Here is a 14,898-nt window from a genome sequence, read left to right as displayed (position 1 = left end):
TGGGTCGCGCGTGCTTCAGTCGGTGGGGGTGGATGCGGTCCGGGCGGCCACCATCAGCTGGCCCAGCGCCAGACCGCCGTCGCCCGGCGGGACCAGGTGGTGCCGCAGGACCGTGAAGCCGTCCCCGCGCAGGGCGGAGGCGCAGGCCGACGAGAGCAGCGTGTTGGCGAACACGCCTCCCGTGAGGACGACCGTGTCCAGTCGGTGCCACTCCCGCGCCCGTCGGCACATGGCGTGCACCAGCGCGGCCACGCCCCGGTGGAAGCGTGCCGCGATCAGGGCGGATTCGACGCCCGCGCGCAGGTCGTCGACGATCGCCGCGATCACGGGCGCCGGATCGGCCCGTACGGCACCGTCCTCGCCGTCCTCCGGGTCATGGAGGGCGAAGGCGTACGCCGTGGTGTCCCCGGCCGGTGCGCGCAGGGCGGCGGCCTCCCACTCGACGGCGGCCTGCGCCTCGTAGCCGGCCTGGTGGCAGACCCCGGCGAGGGAGGACACGGCGTCGAAGAGGCGGCCCATGCTGGACGTGGGGACGCAGTTCAGGGAGCGCTCCAACTGCCTGTCCAGCAGCGGCAGTTCATCGGACGGGCAGGCCGCCGTGCAGGCGAGGTCCTCGGCCCAGCCGATCCCGGCCGCCCTCAGGTGGGCCAGTGCCATGCGGTACGGCCGCCGCACGGCAGCGTCGCCGCCGGGCAGGGGAACATAGGCGAGGTGCCCGAACCGGGTGAACCGGTCGTAGTCGGCGAGCAGGAACTCCCCGCCCCACACGGCGCCGTCGTCGCCGTGGCCTGTGCCGTCGAAGGCGACGCCGATGACCGGCCGGGTGCCGTCGAGCCCGTGCTCGGCCATCGCGGCGGCGATGTGTGCGTGATGGTGCTGGACGCGTACGACGGGTCGCCGAGCCGGGTCGCGGTCGGCCCACCGGGCGGAGCGGTAGCCGGGGTGACGGTCGGAGACCAGGGCCTCGGGCCGCACCCCCGTGAGCGACCGCAGTTGTGCCGTGGCGTGCTCGAAGGCCCGCTGCGTGCCGAGGTCGTCCATGTCGCCGATGTGCGCCGAGAGCCAGGCGTGGCGGCCCGAGCCCAGACAGAAAGTGTTCTTCAGGTCGCCACCGACGGCGAGGGCGGGCCGCACGGGCAGCGGGAGGGTCAGCGGCAGCGGGGCATAGCCACGGGAGCGGCGGAGCACGAGCGGCTCCCCGTCGCAGACCCGGACCACGGAGTCGTCGCACGGGACGTGGATCGGCCGGTCGTGGGTGAGCCAGGCATCGGCCAGGTGCGCGAGCCGCTCCCGTGCCTCGGTGTCGTCGGTGACGATCGGTTCCCCGGACACGTTGCCGCTGGTCATGACGAGCAGTCGAGGGCCGTCCGGATCCCCGGGCAGACCGAGCAGCAGATGGTGCAGGGGTGTGTACGGCAGCATCACGCCGAGGTCGGGGCTGCCGGGCGCGACGGCCTCGGCGGGCCGGACGTCCCCGCTGGCGTACGACGGCCGTGGTCGCCGTCGCATCAGGACGACCGGCCTGGCCCGGCTTTCGAGCAGGCTCTGTTCCTCGGGGCCCAACCGTACGAGGTGCCGGACATCGTCGGTCGTCCTGGCCATGACGGCGAACGGCTTGTCGCCGCGCGCCTTGCGGCGCCGCAGCAGGTCCACGGCGGCCTGGTTCGTGGCGTCGCAGGCCAGGTGGTAGCCGCCCAGGCCCTTCACGGCAAGGATCGCGCCCCGCGCCAGCAGGGTGCGCGCCTCGACGACCGGGTCCGTCCCGTCGGCACTCCTCGTTCCGCCCTCCTTGCCGACGAGCAGCCGCAGCCGGGGCCCGCAGGCGGGGCAGGCGACCGGCTGTGCGTGGAAGCGCCGGTCGGCCGGATCCCCGTACTCGCGGGCGCAGTCGAGACACATCGGGAAGTCGGCCATGGTGGTGTGGGCCCGGTCGTAGGGCACACCCGTGACGATCGTGAAACGCGGGCCGCAGTGGGTGCAGTTGACGAACGGGTGGCGGTACCGGCGGTCCGTGGGGTCGGCCAGTTCGGCGAGGCAGTCGGCGCAGGTGGCGGAGTCCGGGGAGATCAGGGTGCGGGCGGGTCCGCCGGTGTGGGAGGCGAGGATGGTGAACGTCGTACCGCCGACGGGGGGCAGCTCCCGGTGGTCGACGGAGTCGACGCGGGCCAGCGGGGGCGCCTCGGCGGCGATCCGGGCGCAGAACCGGGCCACGGCCGAGGCGGTGCCCTCGACTTCGACGACCACGCCCTCCGGAGTGTTGGTCACGTGTCCGGTCAGGGCGAGTCCGGTGGCGAGGCCGTACAGGTAGGGCCGGAAGCCCACGCCCTGGACGACTCCCCGCACGGTGACGCGGCGGCGCAGCCGGGTGTCCTCGGTGACGGCGGCCGGGGCCTGCGGAACGGTCACGGCTGGGGGTGTGCCATGGCTTCGGCGGCCTCCGGATGCGCGGAGGCGGCGCCATCGATGTGACCGTGAGTGTGTTCATGGGTGTGGCCATGACCATGGCTGTGGCCGTGACCGTGATGGTGGCCGTGGGGCTGTCGGGCCATGACCGGCGTGTGGACGGGTGCGCCGTCCGCGCCGGCCAACGCCCGGTCGAGCAGCGCGCCCACCCCCCATCCCCGGCGTGCCGAGGTCAGGATCACCTCGACGCCGGGGTTGACCTGTTCCAGGTTCTTGCGGAACGCGAACTCGTCGAACTCGACGGCCTCCGCGAGGTCCGTCTTGGTGACGACGACCAGCTGGGCGAGGCCGAAGGCGGTGGGGTACTTGAGCGGCTTGTCCTCGCCCTCCGTCACGGAGGCGAGGGCGACCCGCAGCGTCTCCCCCAGGTCGTAGGAGGCGGGGCAGACGAGGTTGCCGACGTTCTCGACGAACAGCAGCCGCACGTCGTCGGGCAGCCAGCCCTCCAGGTGGCCGGCGAGCATGCCGGCCTCCAGATGGCACAGTCCGTCGGTGAGTACCTGCTTCACCGGGACGCCCGAACGCGCCAAGCGGATCGCGTCGTTCTCGGTGGCGAGATCGGCGCTCAGCGCCGCCACCGGAACGGACCGCTCACGCGCCCGCAGCAGTTCCTGCTCCAGCAGCGCGGTCTTGCCGCTGCCCGGGCTGGACAACAGGTTGACGACCGCGGTGCCCCGGGCCGTGAGGGCGGCGCGCAGTTCGTGGGCGCTCGCGTCGTTCTTCGCGAGTACGGCCTGGCGCAGGTCGGCGACACGGCACATGGTTCAGCTCTCCTCGGAGATCGGTTCGCGGGTGGAGGGACGCGCGGGGCCGCCGTCCTCCCAGCGCACGTCGACGATTCTCAGCTCCCGGCCCGCGAGCAGATCGGTTCGCGTGCCGCCGCACGCGGGGCAGGTGAGCCGGGGCGGCATACCGACGGCCCACTCGTGTGCGCAGGGAGTGCAGCGGGCCCGGCCGGGCACCGCTTCGGTGACCAGTTCGGCGCCTTCCAACAGGGTTCCGGCGCAGGCCAGTTCGAAGCAGAAGGTGAGGGAGTCCGGTACGACCCCGGCCAGTTCGCCCACCTGGAGCCGTACCGAACGGACCGCCGTGACGTCTCCGACCCGGTCTGCGGCCTCCGCGACCTGGTCGACGACGGCCAGCGCGACGGACATCTCGTGCATGGGTCTGTGGTCCTCCCGCCGCCTCTTTTGCCGGGGTTCATTACAGGCGTGCGCGTCCGGGTCCCCCGGCCCGGCGCGCCGTCACGGCTCGGCGGGTACGCCGTTCGACGCAACGAGCAACCGCACGGCACACCGGTCGGCGGCGGGTTTCACATCCGTCGGATGCGCAGGTAGCGCCTGAGGTCCGGCAGGACGCCGGCGGCGACGGCGACCAAGGCGACCGTGGCCGCTCCTCCGATGACGATCTTCTTCATTCCGTCTCTCCTCATGTCGAAGCCTCAGCGGTTGAGGCCTGCACCACGGACGGCTCGCCGTTCCGCAGCAGCTCTTCGATCAGCCGGACGGCGTCCGGCACGGCGGTGGACACCGGTGTGCTGAGTCCGACGCGCTCGTCCACCGAGGCCGGTTCGCATCCGACGACCAGGACGCGGCGTGGTGGCTCGCCCCCGGTCCCCGCGCAGAGGGTGTGCAGCAGCGCCAGGACGGTGTCGGGGGTCATCCGGTGGCCGTCGAGGGCGGGGGCGCCCGGCGTCGGGTCCGAGGCCGCGTCGGCGTGCTCGATCACGTACAGCGTGCCGGGTGCTCCGCCGCGTGCCGTGGCGTCGACGAGGACGAGGGTGTCGTAGCCGTCCAGGAGCTGGTAGGCGAGGTGCACCCCCCGTACGCCGATGTCGACGACCTCGACGTGGCCGGGCAGGTCGCGCTCGGTGAGGCGGCGCACGGTCTCCACGCCGAAGCCGTCGTCGCCGAGGAAGATGTTGCCGATGCCGGCGACCAGGGTTCTGGGTTCCGACCGCGCGGAGGGGGTCATGCGTCGTCCTCCAGCGGAGTGACCTCGTCGGGCTGGAAGTACAGGTAGCGTCCCTGCTCGCGGCGGATGTCGGCGCCCGGGTCGCCCTCGACCGTGACGGCAAGGTGCACCCCGCCGTCGACGTCGTGCAGCACCGCCTCGACCACGGCGGTGCGCCCGCGCAGGAAGATGTCCTGTGCGTCGGTGCGGCGCAGCCCCGGGTGCAGTTCGACGCGGCTGCCCTTGCCGACCGACCGGCCGTCGACGACCACACGGTCCCGTGTCGGGTCGAAGCCCGCGTCGCTCGCGGGGTCCCACCAGGGCGTGTCGGGCCGCTGCACCCCGTACTCGTCGGGGAAGCCACCGCCCGGGGCCGCGAAACCGAGATCGGGGGCCACGAAGCCGGGGCCCGGGGCGGCGGGGTCGGGGCCTGGGGAGCCGGGGTCGGGGCCGGTCACCTCGCGCAGGCTCCGTACCGCGCCGTGCAGCCGCTCCAGGACCTCGGCCGGCATCGAGTCGGCCAACTCGATGACGGCGGCGGCCCGTTCGTCGGTGCCCCGGGCCTCACGCTTCTCCTCGTCGGTGAGGGCCGCCGTGCGCAGCGCGAGGATCTCGTCGATCTCGGTGGCGTCGTAGAGCGCGCCGGGGCTCTCCGGCGCGATGGCCGGATGGTCCTCCAGGATGATCGGCGAGGACAGCACGAGATCGGCACGGCCGGGTTCCCCGGCGAGTACGGGCCAGGTGTGCAGGTTGCGGCAGGCGGCGACCGCGTCCCTCGCCCACTCGGGCGGATCGGTCATCGACAGGAACGATCCGGCGTCCAGGGCCATGAGCAGGTGGGTGGCCACCAGGGAGTGCGGCAGCGCCGCGTCCCGGTCCGCGCCGTGTCCCTCCGGCGGTGACCAGCCGCTGGTGTTCTCGACGACGGCGGTCAGGCGCAACACCCGGTAGGGGCCGTCGAGTTCACGCGCGGACAGCCGCACCGTCCCGTTGATCTCCTCGCGGCGCCGCAGCAGCCGGCCGACGGTGCGGCCCGCCGCGTCCAGGACCGGTGCGGTGTCCTCCCGGGCGGGGCGGTGGAAGGGGTGGGTGACGCCGTCGCCGAGGAGTTGGTCGACCGGTGCGATCACCTCGACGCGTTCCTCGACGCCCTCGTCCCAGGGCACCAGCACCCGGTCGTCGAGGTCGAGTTCGGCGACCGTGTCGAAGCCTCCGTCCGGGAGCGCCCGCTGCACGGTGCGCCGCCGGGCGTGCAGGAAGCGCACCTCGACCGAGAGGGTGGCGCCCGCCTTCGGCTCCATCAGGCACTCGGTGTGCTGGAAGTCGTGTTCGTCGCACTCGGCGCCCCAGGCGGGCGGCACGAGCACCCCGAACTGCCAGCGCAGCCGGTTCTTGGCCGCCGAGGCACGGTACGGGTAGAGGACGTAGCCCTCGAAGAGGACGGCGTCGGCCACCTGCCGGGCGAGGGCGAACCGCTCCTCGGTCTCGGCGGCGAACGCGGTCAGGGTCACGTGTCGGTCCTTCCGGTGGTGCCGGTGAGGGCGCTCAACGGGTCCCTCGCGGGCACGTGCGTGGCGCGGCTCTCGTCGAGCAGGGCCTCGAGGGTGGCCTCCCAGGAGGAGAGCGCGTGCCGGGAGCGGTAGGCGAGGAGGGCGTCCATGGTGTCGCGGGGCAGCCGGATCCAGCCGCAGCCGGGGAAGTGCTGCTCGACCATCTCCCGCCAGGTGGCGACCGGCATGCGGAAGGCGGCCTCGCGGTCCCACGGGACGGGCTCGACCCGGAAACCGCCGGTGCCGGTGAACGCCGTACCGGAGAACAGCATCAGCAGCGGGACCTCGCCGTCCGTGAGGGCGGTGAGGTAGCGGGTGGCGGCGATGTCCATGTCGTAGGTGCAGGGCACGACGAGGTCGACGTCGGTCTCTCCCGTGAAGCTGGGCACCATGAGCGCGACCTGCGCGAACTGCACCGGTTGGAGGGTGCTGCCCCAGCGTGAGCGTTCGCCGAAGAGGTCGGTCAGCCCGTCGGCCTCGGCGGGCTCGTACGCCCGGCGGGCCGGCTCGATACGGATCTGGCAGCGCAGCGCGACGGCGTGCACGTGCGCGTTGTCGGCGGCGGTGACGCGCAGCCGGAAGACGAGCGTGGGTCCGGCGGCGAACCGGTCGGCGCGGACGCCGGTGCAGGCGAAGGAGAACTCGGTCATGGGCGCACCGCCTGGTCCACGGGACGGGCTCGTCGTGCGACGTCCGCGAAGAACGCGTCCAGGGCGGCGCGGGCCTCGGCCCCGCCGTCGAAGCCCTGCCACAGCAGGCGCATGCGGCCGACGAGTTCGTAACAGATGTCGATGGGGACGAGGTGGCACTCGCAGCGGCCGTCCGTGCGGTGCAGCAGCAGTGCCTCGACGTCGGGTTCGAGGAGTTCGGCGAGACGGCTGCCGGCGAGGACGTCCGCCCAGGTCGCCGGGTCGAGTTCGCTCTCGGTGGCTCCGGCCGGGCTCGGGTACTGGGCGACCAGTCGGTCGAGCGCGGCGTTGCGGAAGAGGAAGGCGACGCCGACCGGGATCTGCAGCGCCTCCCAGGCGCTGTCGTCCAGGTGGTGTGCGGGGTCGGTGAGGTAGCGGGCCGGGACGGCGCGGAAGCGGCCCGCGGCGGCGCCCGGCTGTTCCATCAGCAGGGCGCAGGCGCCGCAGGCGCAGACGAGGGCGCGTTTCTCGGTGTCGACGAGGTGGCGGTGGTCCTCGGGCACCACCACCGCGCACAGTTCGCAGCGCTCCTGCCGCGGTGGACGCTCGGCGAGGAACCGCCGCAGGCCCACGCCGGGCCCGGTGGTCCGCGTGGGCGCGTTCGTCGCGGTCATCGGGCCCCCGTCGGCGCCGAGCCGATCTGGAGGAGCGGGGGTTCCACGGGGGCGGTCTCGACGTGGACGGCCCTGACCTCGGGCGCGAAGCAGGCCAGTGCCGCCTCCGCCGCCTGCCGGGCGTCCGCGTCGGAGCCGCAGCCGCAGCCGCCGGACGCCCGGGCGCGCACCCGCAGCGTGCCGCTCGGCTCGTCGAGGTCCATGACGTCGAGGGCGTGTTCCCGGACGGTGTCGAGGGCGCGGGCGATGCGGGTGTCGCGGTCCTCGGGGTGCAGGTCGTGCAGGACGAGGAGGCTCGCGACGAGGTCGTCGCCGAGCAGCCGCGCCGACGGGTCGCCGGGCGCGGCGGAGAGCAGCTGGAGGATGCGGGCCAGCCCGGCACCGTAGAAGTCCATGAGGGAACGGACGAGTTCCTCGGCCGCGGCGGTGACGGCCGGGTCGCCGCTCGCGGCCAGTCGGTCGAGCACCTCCTCGACCCTGCGTCCGGTCTGCTCCGCGGTCACCGGCGCCGTCGCCGTCGGCGCGCTCATCCGCCCAGTCCGCTCAGGCCGGTGGGCACGTGCATCGACTTCACCGTCTTGCCGCCGCCGACGTACATGTGGACGCCGCAGGGCAGACAGGGGTCGAAGCTGCGGACGGCGCGCATGATGTCGATGCCCTTGAAGTTCTCCGGGGTGTTCTCCTCGAAGATGGGCGTGTTCTGCACGGCGTCCTCGTACGGGCCGGGTGTGCCGAAGGTGTCCCTGGTGCTGGCGTTCCAGGGGGTCGGCGGGTACGGGTGGTAGTTGGCGATCTTGCCGTCGCGGATCACCATGTGGTGGGAGAGGACGCCGCGGACGGCCTCGGTGAAGCCGACGCCGATGCCCTCGTCCGGGACCTCGAACTTCTCCCAGGTCTGCGTGCGTCCGGCGCGGACCTCCGCGAGGCCCTTCTCCGCGCAGTGCAGGGCGACGGCGGCGGCGTAGGCCTGGAAGTAGGTGCGGGCGCGGTTGCGTTCCAGGGCGTTGGACCACTGCGGGATCTTCCACTCGAAGGTGGTCTCCGGCTTGGTCATGGTGCGGGGCAGGTTGATGACCACGCTGTGGCCGGTGGCCTTGATGTAGCCGATGTCGACGAGCCCGGACAGGGCGGTGGACCACAGGCGGGCGATGGGGCCGCCGCCGGTGTCCAGGGCGAGGTGGTCCTTGCCGTCGTACCAGCGCGGGGACATGACCCAGCTGTACTTGTCGTCGAAGTTCCGCTTCTGCGGGGCCGGGATGGTGTGCTGGTTCCACGGGTGGCGCGGGTCGACCGGGTTGCCGAGCGGGTCGTGGGTGACGAACTGCTCCTGGCCCTGCCAGTCCTCGTAGTAGGAGCTGCCCAGCAGGATGCGGATGCCGAGGTTGATCTCGGTGAGGTCGTTGGTGACGAGCTTGCCGTCCACGACGATGCCGGGGGTGACGAACATCTTCCGTCCCCAGTCGGTCATGTTGGCGTAGGTGAAGTCGCAGTACTCGGGGTCGTTGAGCGCGCCCCAGCAGCCGAGCATGACGCGGCGGCGGCCGACCTCCTCGTAGCCGGGCAGGGCCTCGTAGAAGAAGTCGAACAGGTCGTCGTGCAGGGGCACGACGCGCTTCATGAACTCGACGTACCGCATGAGGCGGCTCATGTAGTCCGTGAAGAGCTGCACGGAGGCGATGGTGCCGACACCGCCCGGGTAGAGCGTGGAAGGGTGCACATGGCGGCCTTCCATCAGGCAGAACATCTCGCGGGTGTAGCGGCTCACTTGGAGCGCCTCGCGGTAGAACTCGCCCTCCAGGGGGTTGAGCGAGCGCATGATGTCGGCGATGGTGCGGTAGCCGTGCTCGGCGGCGTGCGGGGCCTCGGTGCGCTCGGCGAGTTCGAGGACCCCGGGGTTGGTCTCCTTGACCATCTTTTCGCAGTAGTCGACCCCGACCAGGTTCTCCTGGAAGATGTTGTGGTCGAACATGTACTCCGCCGACTCACCGAGGTTGATGATCCACTCGCCGAGGTGCGGGGGCTTCACGCCGTACGCCATGTTCTGCGCGTACACCGAGCAGGTGGCGTGGTTGTCGCCGCAGATGCCGCAGATGCGGCTGGTGATGAAGTGGGCGTCGCGGGGGTCCTTGCCGCGCATGAAGACGCTGTAGCCGCGGAAGACCGACGACGTGCTGTAGCACTCGGCGACCCGCTTCTGCTTGAAGTCGATCTTCGTGTGGATGCCCAGGGAGCCCACGATCCGGGTGATCGGGTCCCAGGCCATCTCCACCAGGCCGTTGCCGTCGCCGGCCGTCTTCGTCTTCGGTGCCATCTGGGTGCGTGCCCTTCGTTGCGTCATTGCGCGGGAGGTTGGGGTGGGTGGGGTGCGCGAGGCGGGGAGCCGGCTATGCGTGGGCGTCGCTCACCAAGGGGGCCGGTACCCGGTGGTGATCTTTTCTCCGGTACGGCGCCACTTGGGTTCCTTGTCCACGGTCCTGGCGGTGATCGACCGCAGTTTGCGGACCACGGCGCCGTACGCCCCGCTGGCGCCGCTGGACACCTTGGCGCCGGGAGGCTCGTCCATGAACGGCATGAACTTGTCGGGGAAGCCGGGCATGGTGCAGGCGATGCAGATGCCGCCGACGTTGGGGCAGCCGCCGATGCCGTTCATCCAGCCGCGCTTGGGCACGTTGCACTTGACGACCGGGCCCCAGCAGCCGAGTTTGACCAGACAGGTCGGCGAGTCGTACGACATCGCGAACTGGCCCTGCTCGTAGTAGCCGGCGCGGTCGCAACCCTCGTGCACGGTGGCCCCGAACAGCCAGGTGGGGCGCAGCTTGTCGTCCAGCGGGATCATCGGGGCGGCGCCGGCCGCCTGGTAGAGCAGGTAGGTGAGCGTCTCGGAGAAGTTGTCCGGCTGGATCGGACAGCCCGGGACACAGACGATGGGGATGCCGGCGTGGGACTTCCAGTCCCAGCCGAGGTAGTCCGGCACACCCATGGCGCCGGTCGGGTTGCCCGCCATGGCGTGGATGCCGCCGTAGGTGGCGCAGGTGCCGATGGCGACGACCGCGAGGGCCTTGGGGGCGAGCCGGTCGATCCACTCGCTGGTGGTGATCGGCTGACCGGTCTCCGGGTTGTCCCCGAAGCCGCACCAGTAGCCCTCGGGCTTGATCGCCTCGTTGGGGATGGAGCCTTCGACGACCAGCACGAACGGGTCGATCTCGCCCCGCTCGCCCTTGAAGAACCACTCGATGAACGTGTCGGAGCCGCCGACGGGGCCGCATTCGAAGTCGATGAGCGGCCAGTGCACCGCGATCTTGGGAAGCCCTGGCAGCACACCGAGCACGATCTCCTCGATGCTGGGCTGCATGGCCGCCGTCAACGCGACCGAGTCGCCGTCGCAGCTCAGGCCCGCGTTGATCCAGAGGATGTGGATCGTGGGCGTTTCTTCGGCGGGCGTGCCGCCCGCGTCTGCGGCATCGAGCGTGCCCGGCGTCGCCTCAGTCATGGGACCGCCTCCTGGGGAGGTAAGGGATGAAAGCCTGTATTTCGACCGTCGCTCTTCTTCGTATCAGCGGTTGGGCCGCGACGGGACGCCAGCGGGGGCCGTTCCGGTGACGGCGGCGGCTGAGGACATCGGGGCGGTGCGCGCAACCCGGGTCGGACCGAGGTGCGGCGGGGTGTGCGACGGCCGTTCCTTGCGGACGAAGGCACGGCGCAGCGCGTGGTACGGGGCGTCCGGGTCGTCGAAGGTCCGGCGCATACGGGCCAGCTCCCGCTCGCGGAAGCCGGCCAGCGGGGTCGTGCTCTCCAGCCGGTCCAGCTCCGTCTTCTTGGCGGAGATCCGTGACGCCGTCGCCGGAAGGGAGGCCAGCCGTGCGGCCAGGTCGCCGACCTGCCCCGCGAAGGCGTCCGGGCCGCTGTCCACGACCCGGTCGACGAGCCCGAGCCGGAGCGCGGTCGCCGAGCTCACCGGCAGCGCCTCGTCCATGAACCGTTCGGCCGTCGCGGGCCCCACCCGGCGCGGCAGGGTGTGGGTCCAGTACTCCGAGCCGTACAGGCCCATGAGGCGGTAGTGCGGGTTCAGGACGGCGCCCGAGCGGCACCACACCTCGTCGGCGGCCAGGGCGAGCATCACACCGCCCGCGGCGGCGTTGCCGGCGACCGCCGAGACCACGAGCCGGTCGGTCGTCGTCAGGACCGCCTCGACCAGGTCGTCGATGGCGTTGATGTTCGCCCAGGACTCGGCGGCGGGGTCGGCGGCGGCCTCGATGACGCCCAGGTGGATGCCGTTGGAGAAGAAGTCCCGCTCGCCGCCCAGCACCAGCACCGTGGTGGGCCGTGCGCAGGCCTCCCGGTAGGCGTCCAGAAGACGGCGGCACCGTTCCGTGCTCATGGCGCCGCCGGGGAAGGAGAAGGCGAGGTGCCCGACGTTCCCGTCCTCCCGGTAGCGGATGTCCGACCAGGTCCCGTGCGTGTTCTCGGGCAGGCGGGGCAGGGGGTGCTCGGGCAGCGGGGGCAGCCGGTCGCCCAGGGCCGGTACGGCGGGGAGCTTGAAGGTGGGCGGCTGTCCGGGCATCCGCCGGGGCCGCAGTTCGGGGATCCACACGGCGCCGTCCCTGGTGGCCCGGCAGATCGCTCCGGCGCGGGTGGCCAGCAGTTCCCCCGGCCGCCCGCGCAGCACGCCCTCGGCGTGGCCGCCGTGCAGGTACCACTCCCCGCCGAGCAGCACGTCCAGTACTCCGGGCTGCGAGTCCGCCGCCCTCAGCTTGCGCAGGACGTCCTGGGTGGAGTCCTCGGCCCAGTCGATGCGGCGGACGCTCTGGTCGAGGTAGGGACGGGTGCGGGGACCAGGGCGCGGCACGGCGCCGACGTCCGCGGCGGCATAGGCATCGGCATCCGCATCCGCATGCGCCTCGGCATCGGCGGCGGAGGGGGCTGTCCGGTCCTGCTTCAGCGGTGCGTAGGTGCCGCCCGCGAAGCGTTCCACCGCGAGCAGCACGGCCTCGATCGCGGCGTCGGCGATCTCGCCCCGGTACAGCTCGCTCTTGGGCACCGGAGGAACCCGGCAGGGCACGGAGGCCCACACGTCGCCGGCGTCCATCTCCGCGTCGGCCTGGAGAACGGTGACGCCCCACCGGTCGGCGCCCTCGTGGATCGCCCAGTCCAGGGAGGACGGCCCCCGGTCGCCCACCGGGCCGGGGTGGACGACGAGACAGGTGTACGCCGACCACACCTCCTCGGGGATCGCCGTTCGGAGCATCGGCGACAGGATGAGGTCCGGCGCGTGGCGTCGTACGGCCTCCGGCACGTGGCTGCCGGGCAGGGCCAGTTCGACCGCCACGGTGTGGCCCCGGTCGCGCAGCTCGGCGTGGGTGCGCTGGGTGAGGCTGTTGAACGCGCTGGCTAGGAGCAGGATGTGCACGGCTGCCTCCGGGCGGACGAACGGCAGGCAGGGATGACCGCCGACCGAGATCGTCGACCACGGCTGCCCGCCGTCCCCGGCGACAGACGGTGAAGGTCATCCGAAAGCGGGCGCCCATCCGCCGTCCGGCCTCACCTGGCCGGTCCTCCCCGCCGGCTTGTGGCGGGGGCCGGTCATCGCCGTCGGCTCAGCGACGGGGGCGGGTCACCGCCGTCGCAGGCCGCTGGTGATGCGCTCCCAGGGGGTGCGGGTGGCTCCGAAGTGGGTTTCGTGGGTCCAGATGTGGGTGCACGACGGGCATTGCAGGTGCAGCAGGCTGCCGACGTTGGACAGCAGGTAGCGCCAGTGCGCGGAGCAGGTGCGGCCCTCCTCGCAGCTGCCGCATCCCTGGTGGTCGGCGCAGCTCGGGCAGGCCACCCAGGCGCGGCGCCCGATGTCGGCCTGCGGGTCAAGCGGCAGCATGACCGCCGCCCTCTCGCGGCAGCACACCGGCCGCGACCAGTTCGTCGTAGACCCGCCGCTGCTCCGCGTCGAGGCCGGAGTAGAGCAGTCGGTACGCCGTCTCCTCGTCGCGCAGGGCGGCGACGGGGTCCCAGTCGTCGCCGAGGGCGTCCAGGACGTGGGCGCGCCGGAGCATCTCGTGCGAGGTGAGGTCGATGTCCAGATCGGCCGTCGGGCAGGCGTCCGGGCGGCCCGCGGCGGGGGCGCTCGCCGTGTCGGGCTCGTCCGGGTCGCCGGGAAGGGCGCGGTCAAGGGGGGACATGCGACCGAACGTAGGGAAGCGGCGCGCGCTCCGGCAAGGGCAGGTGGGCGAAGTCACAGCAGGTCCGGAGCGTGCGAGGCGGCCTCGGACCGGCCCGGGGGCGTGGTGCTCCCGGGTTACAGGTGGGCGAAGAGGTCGTCCAGCGGGGCGGGCACCTGCTCCGGGGCGAGGGCTTCGACCAGGAGGCGGCCGTAGCGGATCTTGCGGCCCTTCCTGGTGCTCATGAAGCGCCGCAGCTGCTGGTGCCGGGGGCGGCCGTGCTGGGCGGGCTGCTGCAGGAAGGTCTGCCAGGGGCGCGACTCGTCCTCGGCGTGGACGATCTCTTCGACCCGCTCGGTGCCCAGGGCGCGGATCAGCTCGTCCTCCAGGTCCGCCGAGCAGACGAAGACGGCGTGGCGCTGGGTTGAGGACGGGGCGAGGCTCCGGTCGAAGAACGGCTTCTCGCGCTCGTCGCACAGACCGACGAGGCGCAGACCGAGACCGGACGGTCCGAGCAGCGCGGCGTAGCGGCCGACGCTCATCGCACCGCCCATCGACAGGACGCACACCCCCTCGGCGGCCAGGTCACGGCTCCGCCTCTCGGCCAGTGCCTCGACGGCGGCGAGGTCGCTCAGCCCTTCCAGCAGGACGACCGTGTGCACGCCCACCGGCTCCGCCAGGCCCCTCGCCGATCCGCCGGCGCCTCCGCCGGCCCAGCGGGTGACCTCGTCCCGGAACATGCTCATGTCCACCATGTCTGGGAGTCTGCTACGCCCACCGATGCCACCGCACGCGATATTCGGCGGCGCGAGCGCCTTCATCAGGGCGGGGCCGCCGCGGAGTTGACGGGATCGGCCCCCGAGCGCGGGCCCGGTCGGCATGATGATCAGGTGGTGACGCGGGCGAGGGAGGGCCGTGCGGACGGAGATGTGGGGAGCTGATCGGCTTCGGGGGCGCGGTGGTGGGTGCCGGAGGGGCCCTGGTCGGCGGGTGGCCGCACTTGACGGACTGCGAGGTGAGACCCGTGACGGAGGAGCGGCAGCCCTGGCGTGCCATCGCGCGGACCTTGATCGACGACGCCGAACTGGCCGTGATGCTCATGCCGAACGCCGCCGAGGTGCAGTCCCGCGTCGCGGACGCGGCCGCGATGATCGCGGAGACGGCGATGATCGGACGGGAGGAGGCACGGACCATGACGGACGCGGAGCACCGCACGCACGTCAACCGTTGCCTCGCCGGGACCCTGGAGGCCATCGGGGTGCTGTCCGCTTTCATGCGGGGCGACCCGCTCCCGGAACGCCATCGTCCGGTCGGCGGGCACCGGGAGCGCGACCGGGGCCCACGGGCCCGTCATGAGGCCTCGCGGCGGCTCTTGAACAGCAGTTCCGTGTCCGAGCGCAGGGCGAACGCGCCCGGCTCGGTCATCTCCCGGGGCGTCGGCAGACCCACCACTTTTTGAACGTGTTCAACAAGGTGCCGT

16 protein-coding genes are annotated in these 14,898 nt (G+C 72.4%); 1 reads left to right on the top strand and 15 read right to left on the bottom strand.

Annotation, left to right across the window (positions count from 1 at the left end):
- Positions 1-15 precede the first annotated feature (15 nt).
- The 15 genes from hypF to PUR53_RS17870 form a co-directional block, all read right to left on the bottom strand.
- Complete coding sequence (gene hypF / locus PUR53_RS17935) at positions 16-2,406, bottom strand: carbamoyltransferase HypF (protein WP_329908874.1); 2,391 nt, start codon at positions 2,404-2,406, stop codon at positions 16-18.
- On the bottom strand, positions 2,403-3,224 hold the full coding sequence (gene hypB / locus PUR53_RS17930; protein WP_329908873.1) for a hydrogenase nickel incorporation protein HypB: 822 nt from the start codon (positions 3,222-3,224) through the stop codon (positions 2,403-2,405). The genes hypF and hypB overlap by 4 nt, the downstream gene beginning before the upstream one ends.
- 3 nt (positions 3,225-3,227) lie before the next feature.
- Positions 3,228-3,626: a hydrogenase maturation nickel metallochaperone HypA gene (gene hypA, locus PUR53_RS17925; protein ID WP_329908872.1), complete on the bottom strand. Its 399-nt coding sequence runs from the start codon at positions 3,624-3,626 to the stop codon at positions 3,228-3,230.
- Between the two features lie 149 nt (positions 3,627-3,775).
- Positions 3,776-3,880: a DUF6893 family small protein gene (locus PUR53_RS48205; RefSeq protein WP_443078284.1), complete on the bottom strand. Its 105-nt coding sequence runs from the start codon at positions 3,878-3,880 to the stop codon at positions 3,776-3,778.
- Positions 3,881-3,891: 11 nt separating this feature from the next.
- A complete protein-coding gene (locus PUR53_RS17920; RefSeq protein WP_329900776.1) occupies positions 3,892-4,437 on the bottom strand; it encodes a hydrogenase maturation protease in 546 nt (181 codons plus the stop codon).
- Positions 4,434-5,927, bottom strand: coding sequence for a hypothetical protein (locus PUR53_RS17915; RefSeq protein WP_329900777.1), 1,494 nt, complete (start codon positions 5,925-5,927; stop codon positions 4,434-4,436). The genes PUR53_RS17920 and PUR53_RS17915 overlap by 4 nt, the downstream gene beginning before the upstream one ends.
- Positions 5,924-6,616 carry a DUF6084 family protein gene (locus PUR53_RS17910; RefSeq protein ID WP_329900778.1) on the bottom strand — a complete coding sequence of 231 codons (693 nt, stop codon included), beginning with the start codon at positions 6,614-6,616 and terminating at the stop codon, positions 5,924-5,926. The genes PUR53_RS17915 and PUR53_RS17910 overlap by 4 nt, the downstream gene beginning before the upstream one ends.
- Positions 6,613-7,269: a DUF5947 family protein gene (locus tag PUR53_RS17905; RefSeq protein ID WP_329908871.1), complete on the bottom strand. Its 657-nt coding sequence runs from the start codon at positions 7,267-7,269 to the stop codon at positions 6,613-6,615. Before PUR53_RS17905 ends, PUR53_RS17910 begins: the two co-directional genes overlap by 4 nt.
- Positions 7,266-7,799, bottom strand: coding sequence for a hypothetical protein (locus PUR53_RS17900; protein WP_329908870.1), 534 nt, complete (start codon positions 7,797-7,799; stop codon positions 7,266-7,268). Before PUR53_RS17900 ends, PUR53_RS17905 begins: the two co-directional genes overlap by 4 nt.
- Entirely contained in the window at positions 7,796-9,580 is a 1,785-nt protein-coding gene (locus PUR53_RS17895) for a nickel-dependent hydrogenase large subunit (RefSeq protein WP_329900781.1), read from the bottom strand. Before PUR53_RS17895 ends, PUR53_RS17900 begins: the two co-directional genes overlap by 4 nt.
- A gap of 90 nt (positions 9,581-9,670) precedes the next feature.
- A complete protein-coding gene (locus PUR53_RS17890) occupies positions 9,671-10,759 on the bottom strand; it encodes a hydrogenase expression protein HypE (RefSeq protein ID WP_329900782.1) in 1,089 nt (362 codons plus the stop codon).
- 63 nt (positions 10,760-10,822) lie between these two features.
- On the bottom strand, positions 10,823-12,676 hold the full coding sequence (locus PUR53_RS17885; RefSeq protein WP_329908869.1) for an enoyl-CoA hydratase-related protein: 1,854 nt from the start codon (positions 12,674-12,676) through the stop codon (positions 10,823-10,825).
- 204 nt (positions 12,677-12,880) lie between these two features.
- On the bottom strand, positions 12,881-13,138 hold the full coding sequence (locus tag PUR53_RS17880) for a hypothetical protein (RefSeq protein ID WP_329908868.1): 258 nt from the start codon (positions 13,136-13,138) through the stop codon (positions 12,881-12,883).
- Positions 13,125-13,439 carry a DUF6400 family protein gene (locus PUR53_RS17875; protein ID WP_329908867.1) on the bottom strand — a complete coding sequence of 105 codons (315 nt, stop codon included), beginning with the start codon at positions 13,437-13,439 and terminating at the stop codon, positions 13,125-13,127. The genes PUR53_RS17880 and PUR53_RS17875 overlap by 14 nt, the downstream gene beginning before the upstream one ends.
- 116 nt (positions 13,440-13,555) lie before the next feature.
- Entirely contained in the window at positions 13,556-14,173 is a 618-nt protein-coding gene (locus PUR53_RS17870; protein WP_329900785.1) for a TOPRIM nucleotidyl transferase/hydrolase domain-containing protein, read from the bottom strand.
- Positions 14,174-14,442: 269 nt separating this feature from the next.
- On the opposite strand from PUR53_RS17870, the gene PUR53_RS17865 reads away from it, so the two are divergent.
- Positions 14,443-14,877, top strand: a complete 435-nt coding sequence (locus PUR53_RS17865) for a hypothetical protein (protein ID WP_329908930.1) — start codon at positions 14,443-14,445, stop codon at positions 14,875-14,877.
- Positions 14,878-14,898 lie beyond the last annotated feature (21 nt).

The sequence above is a fragment of the Streptomyces sp. SP18BB07 genome, assembly GCF_036322545.1.
Classification (GTDB): domain Bacteria; phylum Actinomycetota; class Actinomycetes; order Streptomycetales; family Streptomycetaceae; genus Streptomyces; species Streptomyces deccanensis.
This window is presented reverse-complemented; position numbering and strand designations above follow the sequence as displayed.